Source organism: Synechococcus sp. A15-127, from assembly GCF_014280215.1.
Taxonomy (GTDB): domain Bacteria; phylum Cyanobacteriota; class Cyanobacteriia; order PCC-6307; family Cyanobiaceae; genus Parasynechococcus.
On the sequence record NZ_CP047948.1, the window covers coordinates 1396110 to 1420306 of the forward strand.

General features: G+C 62.0%; 20 protein-coding genes. 3 read left to right on the plus strand and 17 right to left on the minus strand.

The annotated features are described in order from the left end of the window. Positions 1-74: 74 nt before the first annotated feature. Both SynA15127_RS07310 and glpX read right to left on the minus strand, forming a co-directional pair. Complete coding sequence (locus SynA15127_RS07310; RefSeq protein ID WP_186483512.1) at positions 75-1382, minus strand: glutamyl-tRNA reductase; 1308 nt, start codon at positions 1380-1382, stop codon at positions 75-77. A 31-nt stretch (positions 1383-1413) separates the two neighbouring features. Beyond that, complete coding sequence (gene glpX, locus SynA15127_RS07315; protein ID WP_186483513.1) at positions 1414-2418, minus strand: class II fructose-bisphosphatase; 1005 nt, start codon at positions 2416-2418, stop codon at positions 1414-1416. Positions 2419-2589: 171 nt separating this feature from the next. On the opposite strand from glpX, the gene rpe reads away from it, so the two are divergent. Then, complete coding sequence (gene rpe, locus SynA15127_RS07320) at positions 2590-3324, plus strand: ribulose-phosphate 3-epimerase (protein ID WP_186483514.1); 735 nt, start codon at positions 2590-2592, stop codon at positions 3322-3324. Positions 3325-3679: 355 nt separating this feature from the next. Here the strand turns inward: rpe and ccsB are convergent, their stop codons facing one another. From ccsB to SynA15127_RS07360, 8 genes are read right to left on the minus strand one after another with little or no spacing between them, the layout of a single operon-like run. Then, positions 3680-4597 carry a c-type cytochrome biogenesis protein CcsB gene (gene ccsB, locus SynA15127_RS07325; protein ID WP_043691283.1) on the minus strand — a complete coding sequence of 306 codons (918 nt, stop codon included), beginning with the start codon at positions 4595-4597 and terminating at the stop codon, positions 3680-3682. A 43-nt stretch (positions 4598-4640) separates the two neighbouring features. Further along, entirely contained in the window at positions 4641-5795 is a 1155-nt protein-coding gene (locus SynA15127_RS07330; protein ID WP_186483515.1) for an LptF/LptG family permease, read from the minus strand. After that, positions 5792-6520, minus strand: a complete 729-nt coding sequence (gene lptB, locus SynA15127_RS07335) for an LPS export ABC transporter ATP-binding protein (protein ID WP_186483516.1) — start codon at positions 6518-6520, stop codon at positions 5792-5794. The genes SynA15127_RS07330 and lptB overlap by 4 nt, the downstream gene beginning before the upstream one ends. Continuing rightward, positions 6517-6939, minus strand: coding sequence for an LptA/OstA family protein (locus SynA15127_RS07340; RefSeq protein WP_255475429.1), 423 nt, complete (start codon positions 6937-6939; stop codon positions 6517-6519). The genes lptB and SynA15127_RS07340 overlap by 4 nt, the downstream gene beginning before the upstream one ends. A gap of 59 nt (positions 6940-6998) precedes the next feature. Beyond that, complete coding sequence (locus SynA15127_RS07345) at positions 6999-7355, minus strand: DUF309 domain-containing protein (protein ID WP_043691289.1); 357 nt, start codon at positions 7353-7355, stop codon at positions 6999-7001. Then, positions 7355-9157 (minus strand): translational GTPase TypA, encoded by a 1803-nt coding sequence (typA, locus tag SynA15127_RS07350; RefSeq protein ID WP_186483517.1) that lies wholly within the window; start codon positions 9155-9157, stop codon positions 7355-7357. Before typA ends, SynA15127_RS07345 begins: the two co-directional genes overlap by 1 nt. Positions 9158-9215: 58 nt before the next feature. Then, on the minus strand, positions 9216-11714 hold the full coding sequence (locus SynA15127_RS07355; protein WP_186483518.1) for a U32 family peptidase: 2499 nt from the start codon (positions 11712-11714) through the stop codon (positions 9216-9218). Continuing rightward, complete coding sequence (locus SynA15127_RS07360; RefSeq protein ID WP_186483519.1) at positions 11711-12466, minus strand: M15 family metallopeptidase; 756 nt, start codon at positions 12464-12466, stop codon at positions 11711-11713. Before SynA15127_RS07360 ends, SynA15127_RS07355 begins: the two co-directional genes overlap by 4 nt. 108 nt (positions 12467-12574) lie before the next feature. On the opposite strand from SynA15127_RS07360, the gene chlP reads away from it, so the two are divergent. After that, complete coding sequence (gene chlP, locus SynA15127_RS07365; RefSeq protein ID WP_186485628.1) at positions 12575-13942, plus strand: geranylgeranyl reductase; 1368 nt, start codon at positions 12575-12577, stop codon at positions 13940-13942. Positions 13943-13963: 21 nt separating this feature from the next. Here chlP and SynA15127_RS07370 read toward each other — a convergent pair whose 3' ends face one another. Together SynA15127_RS07370 and glyS are read right to left on the minus strand one after the other, a co-directional pair. Further along, on the minus strand, positions 13964-14185 hold the full coding sequence (locus tag SynA15127_RS07370) for a hypothetical protein (RefSeq protein WP_186483520.1): 222 nt from the start codon (positions 14183-14185) through the stop codon (positions 13964-13966). Positions 14186-14273: 88 nt separating this feature from the next. Next, positions 14274-16436, minus strand: coding sequence for a glycine--tRNA ligase subunit beta (gene glyS / locus SynA15127_RS07375; protein WP_186483521.1), 2163 nt, complete (start codon positions 16434-16436; stop codon positions 14274-14276). A 124-nt stretch (positions 16437-16560) separates the two neighbouring features. Between glyS and SynA15127_RS07380 the strand changes: the two genes are divergently transcribed. Then, a complete protein-coding gene (locus tag SynA15127_RS07380) occupies positions 16561-18327 on the plus strand; it encodes an NADPH-dependent assimilatory sulfite reductase hemoprotein subunit (protein WP_186485629.1) in 1767 nt (588 codons plus the stop codon). Here the strand turns inward: SynA15127_RS07380 and SynA15127_RS07385 are convergent. The 5 genes from SynA15127_RS07385 to rpsB all read right to left on the minus strand — a co-directional run bounded on the left by SynA15127_RS07385 (position 18285) and on the right by rpsB (position 24134). Beyond that, on the minus strand, positions 18285-19010 hold the full coding sequence (locus SynA15127_RS07385; protein WP_186483522.1) for a M15 family metallopeptidase: 726 nt from the start codon (positions 19008-19010) through the stop codon (positions 18285-18287). The two genes, SynA15127_RS07380 and SynA15127_RS07385, sit on opposite strands and share 43 nt — an antisense overlap. A gap of 46 nt (positions 19011-19056) precedes the next feature. Beyond that, positions 19057-21588 (minus strand): ATP-dependent DNA helicase RecG, encoded by a 2532-nt coding sequence (gene recG, locus SynA15127_RS07390; RefSeq protein WP_186483523.1) that lies wholly within the window; start codon positions 21586-21588, stop codon positions 19057-19059. After that, the gene (locus SynA15127_RS07395) at positions 21540-22667 is read right to left on the minus strand and encodes a hypothetical protein (protein WP_255475430.1); all 1128 of its coding nucleotides are present in this window, start codon (positions 22665-22667) and stop codon (positions 21540-21542) included. The genes recG and SynA15127_RS07395 overlap by 49 nt, the downstream gene beginning before the upstream one ends. 5 nt (positions 22668-22672) lie before the next feature. After that, entirely contained in the window at positions 22673-23329 is a 657-nt protein-coding gene (tsf, locus tag SynA15127_RS07400) for a translation elongation factor Ts (RefSeq protein ID WP_043691306.1), read from the minus strand. An 85-nt stretch (positions 23330-23414) separates the two neighbouring features. Next, complete coding sequence (rpsB, locus tag SynA15127_RS07405) at positions 23415-24134, minus strand: 30S ribosomal protein S2 (RefSeq protein WP_043691308.1); 720 nt, start codon at positions 24132-24134, stop codon at positions 23415-23417. Positions 24135-24197: the final 63 nt, after the last annotated feature.

A 24197-nucleotide genomic window follows, 5' to 3' on the forward strand; every position in this document is an offset into this window, starting at 1 on the left:
GGGAATCGGAGCTGATCACCGGTCAGATCCGACGAGATTGGTGCGAATCAGGTCGGGACTGAGGCGGACTGGGATCATTCCAGCCCGGACTCCTCCAGCGAGAACAGGCGCTCGACGGTGCGAAGAGACTGCTGACGGTCCTGACGGGACTGAGGAGCCCGCAGCTGGGTCACTGGGACGTGGAGGATTTTGTTGATGATCCCCTTGGAGAGAGCCTCCACGACCTTGCGTTCGCGAGCGGAGAAATCCGGCCCCATCCGACTAAGGGCTTTCTGCAGCTCCTCAGTTCGGACCGCTTCCATGGCCGAGCGAAGTCGGTTGATGGTCGGCACGGCCTCGAGGCTGTCCCACCAGTCCAGGAACTGCTGAGCCTCCTGATTCAGAAGCTGCTCGGCTTCGCGTGCCATGGCCTGGCGCGCCTCCTGGTTGCGGGCCACAACCTCCTGAAGATCGTCCACGTCATGGGACTCCACGCCGGGCACCTCAGCCGCATCGGCGGCGATATTGCGGGGCACACCGATATCGATCAGACGCAGCCTGCTGCGACGGTTCAACGGCTTCAGACGTGCTGCATCAATGATCGGATCGTCGGCCGCCGTGCTGGTGAAGACCAGGGAACAGGTGCTCAGGTATTGATCAAGATCTGTGAGTGGCCGGCATTGAACCGGCAGCTCGGGAAAATCCTTGGCCAGCAGTTCAGCCCGCTCCACGGTGCGATTCAGCAGCACCACCCCAGCGGCACCCTTGGATTGGAGGTGCTGCAATAACAGGCGGCTCATGCGACCGGCACCCACCACGGCGATCTGCTCGCTCTCGAGGGTGACCAGCTGATCGAGGCCACGGGATTGACCGAGCTTCAGCTGTGCCAGCTCAACAGCAGCGGAGCTGATGGACACGGCCCCTGTGCCGAGGTTGGTCTCGCTGCGCACCCGTTTGCCGGTGCTGACGGCCTGGGTGAGCAGCCGGTTGAGAATCGGGCCAAGGGATTTGTGCTCCTGTCCCAGGCGCATCATCTTCTTCACCTGGGACAGAATCTGGCCCTCTCCCAGGACCAGGCTGTCCAGACCGGCGGCCACCCGCATCAGGTGGTCGACCGCATCGGCGTGGTGGTAACTAAAAAGATGTGGAGACAGTTCACTTGTCCCCAGACCGGAGTGTCCGCTGAGGAAATCGCTGACGGCGGAAACACCCAGGTCCGGATGCCGCACCAGCGTGTAGATCTCCAGGCGGTTGCAGGTGCTGAGAATCGAAGCCTCGATCACCTGATCGTTGCCCTTCAACGATTGGAGGGACGTCTCCATGGTCTGCTCAGGGATGCTGAGCCGTTCCCGGATCTCCACCGGTGCCGTGCGATGACTGAGGCCGACGACGGAGATATGCATGAAGACGTTCCTCTCAACCAATGAATGACGATCAGCTCAGAGCAATGCTCTGGGCGCCGTCTTTGATGTGCACGGTGTTGGTGAAGCGGCAGGTGTTGTCCAGGTTGCTGATCACCAGGCTGCTTGTGCGGGTGCAGTCCTTTTCGAACTTAACGCCATCGAAGAGCAGACCATCCGTGATGCCGCTGCCGGCGAAACAAACATGCTCGCCGCAGGCCAGCTCCTCTGCTTCGTAGACCTTGTCGGGATCGGTGATGCCCATCTCAGCGAGACGCGCCAGGTTGCCCTCTTTGGTCATATCAGCCCATTCAGAGGTCTGAGCCACAGCAGGGTCGTACACCAGCTGGCCCTGGAAATGACCACCAAGAGCGCGCATGGCAGCGGCGGAAATCACACCTTCAGGAGCCGCGCCGATGCCCATGAGGCAGTGGGTTCCGGTGCCGGCGAAACCGCAGGCGATGGCGGCCTGAACGTCTCCGTCGGAGATTGGCTGGATGCGAGCGCCGGTGGCACGGATCTCAGCGATCAGATCTTTGTGACGGGCACGATCCATCACCACGATGTTCAGCTCGTCGGGGGCGAGACCCAGGCATTCGCTGAGGATCTTGATGTTTTCGGTGGCCGATTTGCGGATGTCCACCTTGCCCTTGGCGGCCGGGGGCGCGGCCAGCTTCTTCATGTAGAAGTCGGGGGCGTTGAACAGACCGCCACGGTCGGACGCTGCGAGAACCGCCATGGAGCCGCGCTGGTTGAAAGCGCAGAGGTTGGTGCCTTCGCAAGGGTCAACGGCGAAATCCACGCCAGGGCCAGTACCGGTGCCGACCTCTTCCCCGATGTAGAGCATCGGGGCTTCATCACGCTCGCCCTCACCGATGACGATGCGGCCCTGCATCTGGATTTGATTCATGCGCTTGCGCATGGCATCGACGGCCAGTGCATCCGCTTCATCCTTCAGGCCTTTGCCGGAGAGCGAGGCTGAAGCGATGGCGGCCTGCTCGACGATCTCGAGAATTTCCTGAATGAGGGTCTGATCCACGGGAGTCCAGATGTGGGGTGAAGGGGTTAGCAAGACCATCGGGGCGGGCAGTTTGCCCTTGCCGCAGTGGATCTCGGCGTCTGAGCGCGGCTCACTGTATCAGTGAGCTCCGATGGGTCCTGCCGTGCCGGGAGTTCTATAAAGTTCCACCAGTTAATAGGTAGTCAGTTCATGGCGCCGACCCATCGCTCCATTCAGATCATTCCGTCAGTCCTGCCAGCGAACTGGGCTGAGATGGGTCAGTGCGTGAAGGATCTCGAGGATGCCGGTGTTGATCGTATTCAGTTCGACGTGATGGACGGGAATTTCGTTCCCAATTTGACCTTCGGCCCCGAACTGATCAAAGCGTGTCGCAAGTACTGCGATGTTCCGTTTGAAACCCAGCTGATGGTGAGTCAATACAACTGCGAAACGATGCTCGATGCATATGTGGAGGCAACCAAGGGGCCGAAGGGAGAACCCGGCGTTGTGATCGCCCACGTCGAAGCCAACACACACCTGCATCGTGTTCTGGGACGCATTCGTCAACTGGGTGGAAGTCCGTCCGTAGCGATGAACCCGCACACACCCATGGAGATGGTCAAGAATGTTCTTGACATGGTTGATCATGTGTTGGTAATGACCGTGAATCCGGGCTTCGGCGGACAGGCCTACATCCCAACGATGCTGGACAAGATTTCTGAACTGAGAAAAGCAATCGTCGAACGCGATCTCAACGTGGATATTGAAGTGGACGGAGGCATCAAAGCCAATTGGACCATCTCACAATGCTGTGCTGCAGGAGCAAACTGCTTCATCGCTGGGAGTGGGATGTTCGCCTATCCAACACTCAAAGAGGGTTGCGATGACCTTCGCCGAGTTGCAGCTGAAGCGCAGGCCGGGAAGGTTCTACCCCAGCCCTCCTGACGTTGAGACTCATACATCGCGAAGCCTCCAGTCAACGCCAAGCAAGAAATCCAGAGGTGATCTGATTATATTTTAATGGAATCCAAGAAGTACTACGCCATCGATCAAAGCCGATTATCCAATAACAAGTAAACAGAAAAATCCTTCTCTATACATACAAATCAACCCTTGGGAACGAAGGCCCCGCTTGCAAGTCGAATGGGAGCTATCCAGCAGACCAGTATCGACCCAGCTCGAGTAATTCATGAAGATCTTGTGGAATACGTTTCGCTCGAACGAACCGTTCTCATCGTCATAACAACGATGCACCGAGTGGCCACTGGCCAGACTCAAATCGCTTTTTAGCTGTTTCTCCTCAGCCTAAAAACCAGCCATAGCTGTGCAATCCGATGCCAAGCAGATTCACGCCGATGTAACAGACGCCGATCACGACAAGACCGGCCACCGCCACCAGTGCAGGACGGCGCCCCTGCCAACCCCGGCTGAATCGGGTATGGAGATAGGCGGCATAGACCAGCCAGCAGATCAGGGCCCAGGTCTCCTTGGGATCCCAGCTCCAGTAACTTCCCCAGGCTTCATTCGCCCAGACGGCACCGCTGATGATGCCCACCGTCAGCATCAGGAACCCGACGGTGATGGTGCGGTAGCTGAGGCTGTCGAGCTGCTCACTGGTGGAGAGCTGAACCGACTGCAGCTGCAGAACACCGACATCAGAGGCGGCAACGGACTGACGGAAGCCACCACTGCCGATGGAACTGCTGCGCAGCTCCAGGTCGTCCCCTCGATCGGTGAAGAGCACCGCAAGGGACAGCAGCGATCCCACCAGCAGAGCCGCGTAACTGACCATGATCACGCTCACGTGCATCACCAGCCAGCTGGAGCGCAAGGCCGGAACAAGGGGAGCTGCCTCCTGCAGCTGATCCGGCAACGCGAAGCTGGCGAAGGCGATGCAGCCGAGCCCCATCGGTGTTGCCGCGGCGGCCACGAGCGGAGACGGCCAGCTGCGTTCCACCAGAAGCTGCGTGAGCGTGCAGGCCCAGGCCAGAAAGCACAGGGATTCGTAGAGGTTGCTGATGGGGAAATGACCCGACTGCCACCAGCGCAGAACCAGCTGGGTTGTGAGCAGAAGGTTCGCAACCGCCACCAGGAGCCTGACCTGCGATTGCAGGGATCGACCGGAGACCGCCCAGAACGCCAGAGGAAGAGCCAGCAGCAGCAGCGAGAAAGCGATGAATCCCAGCAGGGTCACCACGTCAGTCGGAGGGGTCGGCAACGGTGTCGTGCGATCAACCAGATATCAATTCTGACGGCTCACCTCAACGACTGGCCTGACGAAGCAACGATCCGCCGCAGCCCAGGGAGATCAGCACCGGTAACCAGGCGGCTGTCACAGCCGGGAGCGTGCCCTTCACGCCCAGGGAGCTGAAGCTGAAACTGAGCACGTAATAGCCGAGAATCAACAGAACGCTGATGCCGAAGCCCTGGCTGCGGCTGGTACGTGACCCTGGCCTGGAGCCGAGACTGCTGCCGATCAGAGCGAACACCAGGCAGGAGACCGGGAAGGTGAACTTCTCCTGGATACGAACGGCAAGCCGGCGAGCTTCCTTGGCGTTGCCTGCTTCCACGTAGAGCTGCCTGGCCTTGATCGCCTCCCCGATGGTCATGTTGTTGGCATCCCGCGGAAGACGGGCCACCTTCAGAGGACCGGCACTGAGGGGATAGAGGTAGCGATCGAAATCCACACGGGTGGTGCTGCCATTGGTATTGAGCGTGAGGATCTGACCGTCCAGGAACTCCCATTTCGCCTCCTGTTCCCGCCAGAGCGCCTTTTCGGCAACAAGCATCTGGCGGAAACCGACCCGGGAGAAATCCAGCACGGTCACGTCGAGCATTTCCCCCTTCTCGAATCGGCGGGCATAGAACAGTTGGTTGAGCCCTCGTCCGCGTTGTTCATCGTCCCTGCCCTGCAACCGCCCGAAACGTGAATAGATGATGTCCTTGCCCTTCTCCGTGGCCAGGGAGCGGCCGAGAGCACGCTGCAGAGTGGATTCAGCGCTTCGGTTCGCCTGCGGAACGATCACATCGTTGAACACCAGGGTGAGCCCGGTGAGCAGGATCGCCAGAACCAGGGCCGGTGCCACCAGTCGCACCGTGCTGACTCCAACGCTGCGCAGCGCCGTGAGCTCACTGTTGGCCGATAGCCGGCTGTAGGCCAGAAGTGTCGCCATCAGCGTGGCCATCGGGAAGGAGATGACCAGAAAACTGGGGAGCTTGAGAGCCATCACCTGCACGGCCACCGTCACCGGTAATCCCGATTCGACGATGCGACGCACCAGATCGAACATCACACCGACGGAGAGGGAAACGACGGTGAAGGCCGCGATGGCGAACAGCAGCGGCCCCGTCAGTTCCCCGAACAGCCAGCGATCGAGAAGCGGTACTTTGCGCGGCAGCGGGGGAAGGCTGATCAAAGCTGGAATGCCTCCCCGAGGTAATGACGACGGACCAGGGGATCGGAGGCCACTGTTTCGGAAAGTCCCGACGCCAGAATCGATCCATCGTTGAGGATGTAAGCGCGATCGGTGATGGCGAGAATCTCCCGAACGTTGTGATCGGTGATCAGGATCCCCATGCCGAGGCTGCGCAGAGACTGAATCAGCAGCTGAAGATCGGCGACAGCAAGCGGGTCGACCCCGGCGAACGGTTCATCCAGCAGCAGATAACGGGGACCATCGCGGCCGACCGCCAGAGCCCTGGCCACCTCGCAACGGCGGCGTTCGCCTCCGGACAGCTGGAACCCGCGGCGATCCATGAAGGGAGTGAGATGGAACTGCTCGATCAGCTGATCGCGGCGGTCCCGACGCTCCTGGTTGCTCAGATCGGTCTGGGCAAGTGCGATCTCAAGATTCTCCCGGACGCTCAGCTGCCGGAAGACGCTGGGTTCCTGCGGCAGGTAACCGATGCCCAGCCGGGCGCGCTGAGGCATGGAGAGTCCGGCAACGGCAAGGCCGTCGAGATTCACCGCTCCCCGGTCGGGCCTCAGCAGCCCGACCACGAGATTGAAGGTGGTCGTCTTTCCCGCACCGTTGGGACCCAGCAGCCCCACCACTTCGCCCGGAGAGAGATCGAGGCTCACGTCACGAACAAGCTGACGGCCACCCAGGCTGATGGAGACAGTCTCCAGCGTCAGGCTCATGGAACCATCGGAGTCGGACTGCTGGACTTCGTCTCGAGGGACCACTGGCTGAACACCTGCCCACCATCGGTTGGCAGGGCAAGAGCACGCTCCTCGTCGAGCAGGTAGGTCACCTGTCCGGCCCTCAGAAGATTGCCATCCTTCTGAACCACGTCGACATCCCCGCTGAGCACGATGCGCTCCTCCTTGGTGAAGTACTGGGCCTGCAGGCTGGTAGCGACGACACCGCGGTTGGCATGAACCAGCCGCACGTTGCCGGAGGCGGTGATCACGCCGGTGACGTTGTTCGCCGACTGCTGATCAGATTCGATGGTGATCAGACCCTCCACCTGCGGATCAGCGGCTTGGAGCGGAAGAGCTCCAAACAGAAGTGCTGACAGCAGGATCAGAGGGGGTGACCAGCCGGTGGACCTGAACATCTCGGAAGGCGCTTTCGCAGACTGATGCTGCTGGATGTTGCGTGGACACTACAGCCTGCTCATGGGCTGTTCCGTAGCACGGGGACAGTGCACGACTCGGGATCGCCGTCCAGCTGCAGCAGCTCCAGACGCCCCTGGATCACAGCGCAGAGGCCGTCGAGATCGAGACCGAGATCGGGTGTTCCCGGCCGGCGAAGCCTTCCGAGCGCTTCGCCGAACAGGATGGTGGCGCCACGACGGTTGCCCCTCTGCAGATGCAGCTGGGCCACCGCTACCTGCAGGATGCCCTGGAGGCTGCGTCGTTCGGGCTCGCCGGTTTCATGCCAGAGCTCCTCGAACACGTCATGGGCGTCGTACCACTGCTGACTGTTGAAGAGCTCGATCGCCTGCTGAAAGCGGGGATCCGCCTCGGGCATCAGCGCTTGGCCATCTTCTTGGCCGGCAGCTTGCGGAGACGGATGGATTCCGGGGTCACCTCCAGCATCTCGCCGGGTCCGATGTACTCAAGAGCTCGCTCGAGGGTCATCTGGATGGGGGACTGGAGGGTATCGAGTTCATCGGCACCAGCCGAGCGCATGTTGGTGAGCTGCTTCGTCTTGCAGACGTTGATCTCCAGATCCTGGGGCCGGTTGTATTCACCGATGATCATCCCCTTGTAGACCTTGGTGCCGGGCGAGATGAAGAACTGACCGCGGTCTTCGGCATTCTTGAGGGCATAGAACGTGGCGGTGCCTTCCTCGAAGGCGATCAGAACACCGTTGCGTCGGGTATCGAAATCCCCAACCATCGGCCGGTACTCGAAGAAGGAATGGCTCATGATTCCTTCGCCGCGGGTGGCACGAATGAATTCACCGCGGAAGCCGATCAGGCCACGGGAGGGAACGATGAACTCCAGCTGGGTGCGGCCGTCCTGACCGGTCTCCATGTTCTGCATCTCACCCTTCCGGGTGCCCAGCTTCTCGATGCAAGCGCCGACAGCCTCTTCGGGCACATCCATCACCAGCGTCTCAACAGGCTCGCAGGGGGTGCCATCGATGGTGCGGTAGATCACCTGCGGCTGCGACACCTGGAATTCATACCCCTCACGCCGCATTGTCTCGATCAGGATGCCCAGGTGCAGCTCGCCGCGACCGCTGACGGCGAAGCGGTCCGGCGAATCGGTGTCCTCGACCCGCAGCGCCACGTTGGTGAGCAGTTCCCGCTGAAGACGGTCGCGCACCTGACGGCTGGTCACGAACTTGCCCTCTTTGCCAGCGAAGGGGGAGTCGTTGACCACGAACGTCATCTGCAGCGTGGGCTCATCCACCTTGATCAGCGGCAGTGCTGTGGGCTCATCGGGACAGGCGATGGTTTCGCCGATGTTCACGTCATCGAAGCCGGCCACAGCCACCAGATCTCCGGCGGACGCCTCTTCGATTTCAACGCGTTGCAGCCCCTCGAAGCCCAGCAGCTTGCTGATGCGGCCCTTCTTGACGGAGCCATCGTCTTTGATCAGAGAAGCGCTCTGGCCCTGCTTGATTTTTCCGTTGTGAACGCGGCCGATGATGATGCGACCCAGGAAATCGGAGTAATCCAGAGTGGTGATCTGGAGCTGAAGCGGTTTCTCCGAGTCACCCACCGGGGGTGGAACATGGCGCAGGATCGCGTCGAACAGCGGCCTCATGTTCTCGCTGTCGGTCTTCATGTCGGGCTTGGCAAAGCCGCCCAGACCACTGCCGAACAGATAGGGAAAATCGCACTGGTCGTCATCAGCACCCAGTTCGATGAACAGATCGAGCACTTTGTCGACAGCGGTCTCGGGGTCAACCCGGGCCCGATCGATCTTGTTGACGAACACGACCGGACGCAGTCCCTGCTCGAGTGCTTTCTTCAGAACGAAACGGGTCTGGGGCATGGGCCCTTCGTTGGCATCAACGATCAACAGACACCCATCCACCATGCCGAGCACCCGCTCCACTTCTCCGCCGAAATCGGCGTGACCTGGGGTATCAACAATGTTGATGCGCGTGTCGTTGTACGTAACGGCGGTGTTCTTCGACAGGATCGTGATGCCGCGCTCGCGCTCCAGGTCGTTGGAGTCCAAAACGCAGGTCGGAACCGCTTCGTTGTCGCGGAAAATGCCCGACTGAGCCAGCAGTGAGTCGACCAAGGTCGTTTTGCCGTGGTCAACGTGGGCGATGATCGCGATGTTGCGAATCGCCTTTTGCTGGGCGCTCATGCAGGTTGACCGTTAGAAATTGTGAAGAACGCCCATAGGCGCAGTGCGACAGGATATCTCAACGTGAGATTTGGCTGGTCCGTTCTGGACCTTGCACGCGCAGGCTGCCTCGAGTGACACCGAGTTGATGATCGATGCGCTCCCGCTTCCAGACGTCACGTGATGCCATGCGTCCGGACAAGGCATCCGCATACAGGAGCACACGCCTTCGGGTGGCCTCGGCACCCTCGTCGAGCAGTTCCAGACGGACGTGACGCACGCCGGCCTGATACAGGGCCGGCAGCCCCTCGACCCCGGTCTGTGCCGTGCCGTTGAACAGGGTGTTGCGACAGCCCAGATCAGCGCGCAAAGGATGTTCGACACCGCTGCGGTCCCGGAGGGTCACTGAGTGCTGCTCGCAGGGGCGACCACAGTCGGTGTGATCGTGCCCCTCGGAGAGGAAAGCGCAGAACAGACAGTGCTCCATGTGAAACAGGGGCATGTGCTGATGCAGGGTCACCTCAAGGCGCGAGGACTCCACCCCGGCGGACAGATCCAGCAACTGCTGAAGATTGAGGTCGTAACTGGCGGTGATCCGCTCAAGCCCCCAGTGACGTCGATACCAGTCGAAGCTGAGGGGATTGGCGGCATTGAGGGAGAAATCACCGACGCAGGGTGCCAGGGGAGTGAGGATCTCCAGTTGATCGGCATTGCGCACCAGATAGCCATCCGGTCGAGCTCGGATCAGCGGCTCCAGGGTCCAGCGCTCATCAGGCCGTGTGATCCGGCTGCCGGCAAGCCAGATGCCCTCGGGCCAGACGCCCCGGCCCATGGCCACAGCCTCCCGGAGCTGCCGCGGCTGATCGAGGTCGGCCACCACCGAGCGGATCGGCGCTGCCCCGTCAGGAAGCTCCATCAGCGCTCGAAGCTGGTTCAGGCTTCTCACGAGCACTACCAGACCCATCGGCTCGTCTTGGCAGCCGTCTGCTGTCGCCGGGACAAACTCCGAGAGGACGGCTGCAGGATCGAGAGACACAGAAGCAAGCTGCTGCTCAGCGACCGGTGATCCAAGAGCCTCCAGAAGGGCCCGGCGCATGCGGTTCAGTTCTGCCACCGGTAGGAACAGATCGCCTTCGAGCTCGACCGTGAGATCACGCAACCGCCAGCCACTGCCGCCGAGACGCCCGAGCTGCTGCTCAAGACGCTCCCGGTCCAGGGGGCGCTGATCCGCGAACTGCAGGGGCATGGCACTGCTGATGACCACGCCCCTCTCCGGCTGCTCAAGCCTCAGGACGTCACCATGGCGTCCAACCACCCGCAGCGACAGATCACGGGGCCGGACCTCGGTGGGTCGACGCGCCATCCGCTGCCAATGGCTCTGCCATTCCGGATCGCTGGTCAGCCAGACCGATGCTCCGGCGCGCAGGGCGCGGGTTTCGATCCTTCCAGGACCCAGACGCAGTTTCAGGCGTTCCTGCCCGAGCTGTTCACAGGCCATGACACGGCCTCCGACCTCGTCGGGTGGTCGCAGCGGGTCATCCGACAGAGCCTCCAGGACGATTCCCTGACCAGGTCGCAGGCGCTCCCGGCTGCGGATCTGCAGCCAGCCTCCGCGATCAACCTGCAGCAGGCGACCGATCAGCGGTCCACGCTTCTTGCTCCAGCGGCCATGGACCAGCCGGCGATGGTTCACTCCCTCAAGCCAGCCTGTTGAAAGCCCTCGGGAGAATGCCAGCTCCAGCTGCCTCTGGACGGGTTCGGGCGCAGGACGGTCGAGGCGCTGCCGATAGGCATCGGTCACCGCTGCCACGTAACTGGCGTCCTTCAAACGTCCTTCGATCTTGAGGCTGGCAATGCCGATGCGCTGCAGCTCAGGCAGCAGCTCCCAGGCCGCCAAGTCCTGGGGTGAAAGCAGATAGCGCTGATCTTCGAGCGCGCGGGGAACGCCGTCAACAACCAGTTCATAGGGCAGGCGACAGGCCTGGGCGCATTCCCCGCGATTGGCACTGCGCTGGCCCAGGGATTCACTCGTCAGGCACTGGCCGGAGTAGGCCACGCAGAGCGCTCCGTGCACGAAGACCTCGAGAGGCATGGCCAGGTGGCGATCCCGCAGCTGACGCTGCAGGCGTTCGAGGTCTCTCAGCGCCAGTTCCCGGGCCAGCACCACCCGTTCACAGCCCAGGGATGCGGCCTGAGCCACGCCGGCGGCACTGGTGATCGACATCTGAGTGGAGGCGTGCAGCGTCAGCTCGGGCACGAGTCTCCGGGCCAGCCGGCAGAGGCCGACGTCCTGCACGATCACGGCATCCACGCCGGCCTCCGCTGCGGCGATCAGCAGCTGAGCTGCCCGCTCGAGCTCATCGCTGAACACCAGCACGTTGAAGGTGAGACATCCCTTCACCTGTCGCTCGTGCAGCCAGTGCATCACCGACGGAAGATCGTCGATGCGGAAATTCTCGGCCCGCTGGCGGGCGTTGAAGGCGTCCACACCGAAGTAGACGGCATCGGCTCCAGATGCCACCGCTGCCCGCAGAGCCGGCCAGTCGCCGGCTGGCGCCAGCAGCTCAGGAATACTCAAAACGGACGACGGGCGAGACGCCGGGCTGCCTCGAAGCGTCGGAGTGCATCGGCCGTGCCCTCGAAGCGCCAGTGCCAGGGCTCGTAGCTCACACCCTGGGAATTACCGTCCGGAAACGACATCACGAAGTGATAGCGGGCGGCATTGTCCTGCAGCCAGCGGAAGGTGCGCGTCTGCTCGAAATCAGTCGAGAGGTGGGTCTCAGGAGCTTGCCCATCTCCCAGATCCACAGCGAAACCGGTGCTGTGCTCGGAATAACCCGGCGGTGCCGATACCTGAGCCCGCTCCTCGGCGGTCTGATTCCGCTCCGAGGCCACATCAAAGAAGATCGATTCCTGCAGGTCATGGGATCGATAACCGCTGAGCAACCGCAGATCAATGCCTTCGGCGGCGGCAGCCCGGAGCATGCCGTCGAGAGCCTCGGCCGCATCGACATGAAGCTGAATACCCGGCTCGACGACGATCAGCTCGTCCGGTCTGACCTGTTCATAGGGAAAGTGTCCCAGCAACCGACCATCAGCTGCTGGCGGCTCGGGGATACCCGGCACAACAGGCGCTGGCGGCGTGCGATTCAGCCTCGCCATCAGCTGCGGCCCCATCAGCACGACGGCTCCACTGACACCGCACACAACCAGGCAGGCGAGCAGCAGCCCGAGACCACGGCCCCGCGAGCGACGCGGAGCCGGGCGGGAGCGACGCGCGACCGGAATGTCGTCCCTCTGTTGCCGACGAGCAGAGGCAGCCCGACTCACAGCGCTGATGCGTGTTGTTTCGATCGTAAGGGCGATGGCCAGGAAGCCCCACGGTCATTGATGACGCAGTGGTAGCTTCAAAAAACAATCCAGCGGAGTATGGCTGAGATGTTGCGTGTTGCGGTTGTCGGCGGTGGTCCGAGCGGATCCTGTGCTGCCGAGGTGCTCGCCAAAGCTGGAATCGAGACCTGGCTGTTCGAACGAAAGCTGGATAACGCCAAGCCTTGCGGTGGAGCGATACCCCTCTGCATGGTCGAGGAATTCGACCTGCCTGACGACATTATCGACCGCAAGGTCCGCAACATGAAGATGATCTCCCCTTCCAACCGGGAAGTGGACATCCGACTCGATCCGCTCGGTTACGACGACAACGCCTACATCGGCATGTGCCGCCGGGAGGTGTTCGACGCCTTCCTCCGCAACCGTGCCGCCGATCTCGGCACCACCCTGGTGAACGCTCTGGTGCAGAAGATCGACACCGGCACCAACCGACAGGGCCCGTACACCATCCATTACGCCGACTACAGCGCAGGCGGCCCCACCGGTGACCCCAAGACCCTGGAGGTGGATCTGATCATTGGAGCCGATGGTGCCAATTCCCGGGTGGCCAAGGCCATGGACGCTGGCGATTACAACGTCGCGATCGCCTTCCAGGAGCGGATCAAGCTTCCTGCCGAGGAGATGACCTACTACGAGGATCTGGCGGAGATGTACGTCGGTACGGACGTCTCCCCCGACTTCTACGCCTGGGTGTTTCCCAAATACGACCACGTGGCCGTGGGAACAGGCACGATGCAGCAGAACCAGAGCCTGATCAAGGGTCTTCAGAAGGGAATCCGCGAGCGTGCCACCAAGCGCCTGTTCAAGGGCGAAGTGATCAAGGTGGAAGCGCATCCCATCCCGGAACATCCCCGACCCCGTCGTGTGGTGGGGCGTATGGCCCTCGTCGGTGACGCTGCCGGTTATGTCACCAAAAGCTCCGGTGAAGGGATCTACTTCGCAGCCAAGAGTGGCCGGATGTGCGCCGAAGCGATCGTGGAAATCTCCAAAAACGGCAGCGTCATCCCCACCGAGAAACAGATCAAATCCAGCTATCTCAAGTGCTGGGATCGCAAGTACGGCGCGACTTACGCCGTGCTCGACATTCTTCAGCGCATCTTCTACAGAAACGACGCCGCGCGAGAAGCCTTCGTCGAGATGTGCGACGACAAGGACGTTCAGAAGCTCACCTTCGACAGTTACCTCTACAAGCGGGTGGTGATGATGAACCCCTGGCAGCAGATCAAGCTGACGCTGCGCACTCTGGGCAGCCTGATCAGAGGAGAGGCCCTGGCTCCCTCGAGCTACAACCCCGTGCCCTCGGCGGTCGGACGTTCCGATGGAGATTTCCTTGCTGAGGAAGCTGCTCAGGCGGTGAAGGCTCAGTCCAAGGAGAACAAGTTGGAAAACGAGAAGGAGAAAGCCGGGATCAGCTGACTCCGGCTTCCGGGGCCTGACTCACTCTTGCTGTTCGATCGCCTTGCCGACGCCTTCCTTGATGCGTTCGATCCCCTGCTGCAGGTTCTTGCCTGGAGCGGTTTCTTTCTTGGTGGTCGACCAGACGTTGATGGCATAGACGACGGCACCTGCCACGATCAGGGCCGCAAGGACAAGGCCGATGCCGTTGCCTCCCTGTTTGACCACGACAGGCGGTTGCTGATTGCTCGACTCGTCAGCCATGAATGTGATGGTTGATGCAATCTCTCGATAGCCGAGTCATCGCCGGCTGCCAACAAAAGACACGGCTGCGCAGGGGAACAGTCGCGACTCAGGACTGAATCAACTCGAATCGCGCCAGCACAGAGGCCTGGTTGCGCAACACACCCAGGAGGTTGAGACGGTTCCTGCGCAGGTCTTCATCCTCAGCCATCACCATCACGCTGTCCTCTCCGTCGAAGAAGGCTTCCAGGACCGGCGTGGCCTTCACAAGACCGTCTGAAAGAGCCTGGTATCGCCGTTCCGCGGCGAGAGGTTCAAGCTGCTTCAACACAGCGAACATGCCCTGTTCGCTGACGGATTCGAAACGATCAGGATCCACCACACCTGGCAGAGCCAGGGTGTCCTCGGGGAGGTTCCCCTTCTCCGCCAGGCGAGCGGCGCGCTGGACAACGGCCTGAACGGCCGCCAGTCCGCCTTGCTGACGCAGCGCACGCAGCAGCTGAATTCTTTCCTGCACATCCATCGGGTCGCCAAGGAGACGAGCGTCCGTGACCCCTTCCCCGGCCACCGCCTGAACCAGATCCGGTTCATAGCCGTCCTCTTCAAGCTGCGAGACGATGCGTTGCCTGAGCAGTTGCAGAAGATCCGCCAGCAGCTGGCCCGGTTCGATGGCGAAATGCGGGAACAGCATCACCCAGTCCGCGACGGCAGCCTTCAGGAAGGTCGGCAGATCGAGGCGCCAGCCTCTGTCCCAGAGGATCAGGAGAATTCCATTGCCGGCTCGTCGCAACGCGTAGGGATCGGAGGAGCCGCTTGGACGCTCTCCCTTGGCGAAGATGCTCAGCAGCAATTCAAGCCGTTCCGCCAATGCCACGACCGCTCCGGCATCGCTGCCGGGCAGGGCATCGCCGGCTCCCCGCGGCAGGTAATGCTCCACCACCGCAAGAGCCACCTCCCTCGGTTCCCCCTCCTCGAGCAGATACTTGCCGCCCATGAGCCCCTGAAGCTCCGGGAACTCCCCCACCATCTGACTAACGAGATCGTGCTTGCAGAGGTGGGCGGCGCGACTCGCATGACCTGCGATCTCCTCCGGTAACTCAAGAGCCTGCAGGAGACGTTCCGCCAGACGTTCGATCCGTTCGCAGCGTTGGCGGAGACTCCCGAGCCCCTCGGCGAACGTGACTCGGTGGAGTGACTCCCGGCGATTGACGCTGGAGTCGCGGCGGTCGACGGCCAGAAAGAATTCCGCATCCGCGAGACGGGCCCCGAGCACACGTTCATTGCCTCGGACGATCTGTTCCGAGGCCTGAGCCCGACCGTTGCTGACCAGCAGAAACTCTGGACGCAACACCGACTTCGCCTGCAGCCGCAGGGGATCACTCTCCACATCCGGGACATCCAGGGGGATGTAGCGCTGATGAGCCTGCATCACGGTGCTGATCACCTCTGGAGGGAGATCCAGAAAGCGGTCAGCGATCGATCCGCGCAGCACGCGCGGATCCTCCACCAGATCGACAAGCTCCTCGAAAAGAGTTGCGGGGCAGTTCGGAACCCCTCCAACCGCCTCTGCAGCGCTGTCGATGGCGGATTGGATCAGCTCGGCCCGAGCGTCGCGATCCACCAGCACACCCAGAGCAGCAAGGGTGTCCGCATAGCTCTCGGCATCGGAGATCTCCACCGGGGCATCGCCATGCAGCCGGTGACCACGACTGAAACGATCGCTGCACACCCGGGGATCGGCACCCTCCAGCTCGACGGGGATCAGATCCGCTCCCAGAAGAGCCACGAGCCAGCGGATCGGGCGACTGAAGCGCTGGTTACCGGTCCCCCAGCGCATGAATCGCCTCCCCTGCAGGGCATCGATCCAGGCTGGAATCAGGCTTTGGAGAAGATCACAACTGGGCTGACCGGGCGTTCGCACCGTGGCGAAGACGCAGGGGCCTTTCGGGGTCTCCCGCACCTCGAGTTCGCTTGGTTCAACGCCGCAGCGTCGGGCGAATCCAATCGCCGCCGCACCGGGCTCTCCCTCCACGAAGGCCTGGGCCACGGGGGGACCTTTGCGATCCTCTGTCAGATCGTCCTGACGAACTTGCAGATCGGCCACTCGGACAGCCAGACGCCGTGGCGTGCCACTGACGCTGATGCCCTGATGGCTGAGGCGGCACTCACCCAGATCTCTGGTGACGCGCTGCACAAGCTGCTGCAGGGCCAGCCGGGCGAAATCAGCGGGCAGCTCCTCGGTGCCGATCTCGAGAAGAAAGGTTGAAGTCACACCGTGTACACCGCCGTTGGCGACTGTATTGGAAGCCGCTTCGCTAGTTTCAAAAGAAACACCGAGAGATCCCATGGGCATCGGTCAGATTGAAGTCACTGCTATCGGCAAGGCTTCCTCTGGAATGGACCTCGATGGCCCGTCCCCGCCGACCGAATCAATCGAGACCTCGCTGTCGAAAGCTGAACGTCGCAAGCTGTTCAGCGGGCACCTGAGAGAGCCCCTGCTTACCGAACTCAATAACGATGAGATCCGTTTCAGCGAGGATGCCGTTCAACTGCTGAAGTTTCACGGCAGTTACCAGCAGAACCATCGTGAACTGCGCAAGACCGACAAAGTGCGCTGTTGGCAGATGATGTTGCGGCTGCGCAATCCAGGCGGTCGCGTTCCAGCTCAGCTTTTCATCGCTTTGGATGATCTTTCTAATGAGATCGGGGATGGAACCCTACGGACGACAACACGCCAGGCCTTTCAAATGCACGGCATTCCGAAGGCCAATTTAAAACAAGTCATTGGAACAATCGTCGAAAACCTTGGGTCTACCCTCGCTGCATGTGGAGACATAAACCGCAATGTGATGGCACCCCCCGCGCCTTTTGAAAAGGGCGGGTACCCAATGGCACGTCAATTGGCTGACGAAATTGCCGACTTGCTAAGTCCTGAAGCAGCGGAAGGTTCATATCTAGATCTATGGGTCGATGGAGATCTCAGCTACCGCTTCAAACCGTCGCGGCCTGTCCGAAGAGCCCGCCTGAGACAGAGCGAGAAGGGCGTGTTTTCCAACAGTTCTGCCGAACCGCTTTATGGAGACACGTACTTACCACGCAAATTCAAGGTGGCCGTGACAGTGCCTGGAGACAACTCCGTCGACCTGTTGACTCAGGACATCGGGCTTGTTGTTTTCACAGATAGCTCTGGCAATTTACGCGGATGCAATGTCTACGTGGGCGGCGGCATGGGTCGAACCCATAACCAGGAAGACACCTTCGCGCGGCTGGCCGAACCCCTGGGCTACGTCGAAGCACCAGAACTGTTCGAACTACTCCAATCGATCATGGCCGTGCAGCGCGACTTCGGTGATCGAGAAGTCCGCAAACACGCCAGGCTCAAATACCTGATGCACAAAAGGGGGATGGCCTGGTTCAAGGACACACTTAAATCGCACTATTTCAAAGGAACACTCAAAGGTCTACGCAACGAGCCAAAGTCCAAGCTCATGGATTACCTCGGTTGGCACCGCCAAAGGGCCGGGCTCTGGTTCGTCGGTATCCCTCTGACCTGCGGACGTCTTCAAGGCGAGCTGAAAGCGGGACTTCGTCGCATTGTTGAAACCTATCAACTGGAAATTCGCCTTACAGCCAATCAGGATTTATTGCTCTGCAATATCGGCACAGCGCAGCGCGCCGGCATCCGTGAGGAGCTTGCCAAAATCGGCTTCGAGGTTCCCGAAGCACCGGCTCCGCTTGCTCGGCATGCCATTGCCTGTCCAGCTTTGCCGACTTGCGGCTTAGCGATTACAGAAGCGGAACGCATCCTTCCAAATGTGCTGAACCGTCTCGAGCAGCAGCTTGAACGGTTAGAGATCGAAAAACCACTCCTGATCAGGATGACCGGCTGCCCCAATGGTTGCGCTCGTCCATACATGGCGGAGCTCGGACTGGTGGGGAGCGGTGTGAATCAATATCAGCTCTGGCTCGGTGGAACGCCAAATCTGCAGCGCCTTGCACGCCCGTTTCTCCAACGAATGCCGCTCGACGACCTTGAGACGACGATCGAGCCCCTCCTGAAGAGTTGGAAGGATGCCGGCGGACGGCGCAGCTTCGGCGACCACATCCAACGGCTGGGGGATCAGACCGTCGCCGAACTGCTCGGAACCAGCGCTCCGGCGTAGATCGCCTGCGGAGCACCGCAGCGCCACGCCCACAGCTGATCACCGTGGCTGAAATGCCACCACTCATTGGGGTGCTGTTCAAATCCAGCGACGGCCATCACCTCCTTCAGCAGGTCTCGCCGTCGCTGCCAGACGCCAGCCTGCGACTGCGGCTGTGAACGAGCCGCCGCGCTGTAGTGGTCCGGCTCGGAGACCGCACCGATGGCGTCGATCGCCCCGCCCATGTCGAGCACCGAACCCGACTCGGCGAGGGTCAGATCCACGGCCGCGCCTGTGCTGTGAGGGGGAGGCGTGGCGGGATTGTCACTCGGAGGAGCCCAGAAACGCCCAACCTCGGCTATCACGCCCCTGAAGGCATCACGCTGGCGCGCATCGGAGGGATCAACGCCCTGCCTCCGGCATTCCTCAGCGATGGCGTGATCCACCATGAAGGCCTGCACAGCCACCGGGCGCCAGGCATCGAAGATGGCCAGCTGCAACGTGGGTTCCCGCTGCTGCAACTGGCCCTGGGCCTCAAGCAACCGTGCCACGACCCCTGACCTGAGCCGGAACGGATCCGCACCGCGGCCATAGGGAGCCCCGATCGCCTGATAGGGATGGGGGGTCAGCCGCAGAAGGGATGGCGGCAGGGGTTCAAGGGGCTCGTGGCACTCCACGATCGGACGATCACTCCAGGGCCTCACCTGCTCAGGTGCGAAAACGAAATCCTTCCACAGCCCGTGGAGATGGTCAGTTCAGCGGGTTTCCGCCGCTGAGGCGTCTCTGCTGGTCGTGCAACAGCTCACGAAGCCTGGGGTGATCCTCCAGGTGAGGATCCGCGGCCAGCAATCCCTCAGCGAAGCTGCGGGCATCATCGAGAACGGCACCATCGTCGGCGAGGCTGGCGAGGGCGAGATCCGGAAGACCGGACTGACGCGTACCGAGCACCTGTCCTGGACCCCGCAAGCGCAGATCCATCTCGGCGATCTCGAATCCATCGCTGGAGCGCACCAGCACATCGAGGCGCTGCCGGGCCAGCGCATTGGAGCTGCCGTTGATCAGCACACAGTGAGACGCAGCGGCCCCCCGGCCCACGCGGCCACGCAGCTGATGCAGCTGCGCCAGCCCAAAGCGCTCTGCGTGTTCGATCACCATCACCGACGCCTCCGGGACATCGACGCCCACCTCAACCACGGTGGTGGCCACCAGAATCTGGCTTCGCCCGCCTGCAAAATCCGCCAACACCGACTGCTTCTCAGGGCTGCTGAGACGACCATGCAGCAGGCCCACGGTCAGATCAGGAAACACCTCGGACGCCAGTTCCGCATGCACATCCACAGCCGAACGCAGGGCGAGCTTCTCCGACTCCTCCACCAGGGGAAGCACCACATAAGCCCGCTGACCGCGTTCCACCTCCGAGCGGATCAGCTCATGCGCTTTCTCCCGCTGGGAGCTGTTCAGCAGCGTGGTGCGGATCGGCGTGCGGCCGGGCGGAAGCTCGTCGATCTGACTGACGTCCAGATCACCGTGCAGTGACAGGGCAAGGGTGCGCGGGATCGGTGTCGCCGTCATCGTGAGCAGATGGGGCTGCAGACCCTTGCTGAGCAGGCGATCCCGCTGATGCACACCGAAGCGGTGCTGCTCATCCACCACTACGAGACCGAGGCGCGAGAACACCACCGGATCCTCCAGCAGCGCATGGGTGCCCACAAGCAGCTTGAGAGAGCCGTTGGCAAGGTCATCGAGCAGTTGCCGCCGCCGTGGTCTCGGCGTGGATCCGGTGAGCAGCTCGACTGTGACGTGCAACGGCGGCATCCAGCGACAGAGGTTGCGGTAGTGCTGTTCCGCCAGCACCTCGGTGGGGGCCATCAGGGCACCCTGCCAGCCGGCGTCGATGGTGCTGAGCAAGGCGGCGATGGCCACCACGGTCTTGCCGGAACCCACATCACCCTGCACGAGGCGGGCCATCGGCTCGGAGCACTGCAGGTCCGCCTCGATCTCAGCGAAGACACGTTGCTGAGCCCGTGTGAAGTCGAACGGGAGCAGCTCCTGGAAACGCTGCAGCAGCCCTCCTTCAGCAACGCGTGTCAGCAGTTCGGGAGCCGGCCTGGAACGGAGCTCACTGCGGCGTTGCAGCAGTCCGAGCTGAAGCAGCAGAAATTCATCGAACACAAGGCGACGACGGGCCTGATCCAGCTCCTCACGGCAACGGGGCGCATGGATGCAGCGCAGCGCCTCAGCGATGCTCAGCAACCCGCAGCTCTCACGTTCCCCACTGCCGAGCGGCTCACTCCACAGGCGAGCCGAGGGCAGAGCCTGTTCGATGAGAGCGCGGAAACGATCCGAGGCCACCCCCTCGGTCAGGGGATAGACGGGCAACAACCTGCCGATGGTCTGGGATCGCACCGTGGAATCGGCACCATCGAGCACCTCGATCAACGGATCATGCACCGTGATCCCGTACCCCCCCTCCTTGACCAGCCCGCTGACGGCAACCCTGGACCCGACGGGATAAAGCCGCTGCTGAGCTTTCAGCGCAGCCGGAGAACTGAACCGTTTGCCTGCCAGGAACCGGGTGATGCGCAGGCGACCGGTGGGATCCTGAAGCTGAAGTTCCAGGATCGCGAGATTGGGATTCCGAGGGCTGACGAAACCGTTGCAACGACGGACGGTCGCCACGATCGTGGCCGTTTCACCGGTCACCAGAGCCTCGATGCGGCGCATCGCTGAGTAGTCGACGTGGTCCCGCGGGTAATGGCGCAACAGGTCGCGCACCAGAAGCAGTCCAAGGGAGGCAAGACGGGCCGCCAGCTTCGGTCCCACTCCCCGCAGCGCGGAGAGCGGACTGTCGAGCGGCAGCGGTCCGGAGCGATCTCCAGCAGCGGAGCTGGCTGTGGCGGTCTCCAGTCGCAGACGTGGTGGAGCCATCGGTGCCGACGGTTCGACGCGATGACGCAGTTCATGCAGCCACTGACGGGTGTCCGTCACCAGACGGCGGCGGGCGGCGTCCGTCATCCCCGGATAACGGCCATATCCCTCTGCAAGGCCACGGACGCGGTCCCCAGCACCACGGGGAAGGGGAACGGCCGGAAGCGTTACCAGCTGCTCTGCAAGGAAGGCATGAAAGCGTTGCCGACGGCCTTCGAGATCGGAGAAGCCGCGGTCAGCCTCCAGTGCCAGGGCCTGCTGCAGAGGGGAGATCCAATCGAGGATCAGCCGGAGCTGACCGGCGGTCAGTCCCCGTTCTCCGGGGGCAGCTTCGGCTCGGATGGGCTCTGCCAATGGGAAAGGGCCTCACGATCCAGACAGCGGCGCTCCCAGTGGCGCTGCTGTCGCACCATTGTGTGCACCTCCCGCTGATGCTCGCGCAGACGACGACGAACCCGTCGCAGGCGGTGACTGTCGAATTCCAGTTCGCTGGTTCGCAGAAGCAGACACAGCACATCCATTCCCTGCTCCATCTCACCCACTGCGATCGGCAGGTGCAAGCGCAACAGATTGGAAGCGGCCGGTTGCGTCTCCATCTGACCGCGCAGCACCGCCTCCAGCAAGGTCACGGGAAGCAGAGTGCTGGCCAGGCCGCTGCGCAGCAACTGCACGTTCACGGCATGGGAGAGGTTGCGAAGACGACGGTCCATCGCCTGATCGAATCCCTCCATCCAGAGGCCAAGAGCATCCGGCTGGGAGGGCAGCAGGCCAGAGTCCCTGTCCTCCCTTGGATGCACTGGATACGTGCTGAGCGTGGGATCTGGGGATGGATGATCCAGTGCCTCACCAGCCAGCTGGAACAGCGAGCGGAGCACATCGAGATCCGCGGGATCGGCGCCGGAGTCAGCGTCCGCGGTCTCCGATCTCTCTGGCTCCTGCGGACCGGTGATCGGCCGGAACGGCTGATCGTTGTCGAGGGGAGACGCCAGGCTGAGCTCGATGGAGCCGGAAGCCTCCTGTCGCGGCGAAGTGTCCGCCGCTTCCTCACTGACTTCGCTCTGCTTCGCCAGTTGTTCGAGCATGCCCCGGCTGGCACGGGCCTGCCGGCGTCGGTTCTCCTGACGCATCTGGTCGACCAGAAGCCTCAGCTGCTCGACGGTGAGCAGCACGGAACATCGCTGCACCAGTCTGTCGACAGCTGCATGAAATCCCTGCCGTGCCGTCTCACCGAGTTCGCGGAAACGCAGTGGATCAACGTCACTGATCAGCCTGTACAGCGCCTGACGGGTCGCTGACAGCAGTTCATCCCGAAGGATTTGGAGATAGAGCGCCTGATCCCTGTAGACGGAGACCGAACGCTGCCGGCACACCCTGCGCAGGCGCGCCAGCTGCTCGGATGGATCGTGGCAGGGCGGATGGTCCCTTCCAGGCACCGGGGTCAGCCGGCCTTCATGGAAGCCACTTCAGCGGCGAAGTCGCTTTCCTCCACCTCGATTCCTTCCCCGAGGGTGTATCGGGTGAATCGCCGGACCTTCACGTTCTCGCCGATCTTGCCGGCGGTCTGCTTGACCAGTTCGGCAACGGTGATCGCACTGTCTTTGATGAACGGCTGCTCCAGAAGCGCCAGTTCCTTCAGGCGCTTGCCGATCCGACCTTCGACGATCTTCTCCTTCATCTTGTCGGGCTTGCCTTCGAGATCATCACGGCCCATTTCGATGGCTTTCTCCCGCTCGCGGATCTCCCCGGGGATGTCATCGGTGGACACGTATTCCACGTTCGGGCAGGCCGCCACCTGCATGGCCACATCTCGGACCAGCTCCTGAAAGATCTCACCTCTGGCGACGAAATCGGTCTCGCAGTTCACTTCGAGAAGCACCCCGACGCGGGCGCCGGTGTGGATGTAACTGCCGACGGATCCCTCGGCAGCCGTGCGGCCCGACTTCTTCTCGGCGCTGGCAATGCCCTTCTGACGCAGCCACTCAACTGCCTTGGCGGCATCACCGTCGGTGGCTTTGAGAGCCTTCTTGCAATCCATCATTCCCGCGCCGGTCTTGTCGCGCAGGTCTTTGACAAGCTTGGCGGATACGTCAGCCATCAGAACTCGAAGAGATGAGGGGGAATGAAATGCCGCCGCCCCAGGGTGATGGAGCGGCGGCGCGAACTTAGCGCTTCAGCGGGACTCAGGCCTCGCCGTCGTCACCACCGCGCTGATCGTTGTTGCCGTGGCGTCCTTCGTTGATGGCATCCGCCAGGCGCCCCAGCACAAGCTGCACCGAGCGCACTGCGTCGTCGTTGCAGGGAATCGGGACCTCGCAGAGATCAGGATCGCAGTTCGTGTCGAGCATCGACACGAGCGGAATGTCGAGCTTGCGGGCTTCAAGCACAGCGTTCGATTCGCGGCGCTGATCCACGAGAACCACGACGTCCGGAAGACGCCGCATGCTCTTGAGACCACCCAGGTACTTCTGCAGACGTTCCAGTTCACGGCGAAGCACGGCGCCCTCCTTTTTGGGGCGCATCGCGATGGCGCCGCTGGACTCCATCCGCTCGAGATCCTTGAGGCGATCGATGCGCGCCTTCATGGTCGTCCAGTTGGTGAGCATGCCGCCAAGCCAGCGCTGGTTCACAAAGGCGGCACCGCAACGGGCAGCCTCCTGGGCCACCACTTCGGAAGCCTGCTTCTTGGTGCCCACGAACAGGAACCGCTTGCCGCTGCGGGCGGCAGAGCGGGTCCATTTGTACGCGTTGTTCATGCAGACCGCGGTCTGCACGAGATCGATGATGTGGACTCCGTTGCGCGCGCAGTAGATGTAGCGCGACATCTTGGGATTCCAGCGGCGGGTCTGGTGCCCGAAGTGGGCACCCGCCTCCATCATCTCGGCGAGGGTTACAACAGCCATGGTTCGAGGGTTTCGGGTTCGCCTCCACCTGCTAGGGACGGATCACGGCACTGCCTGAGGGCA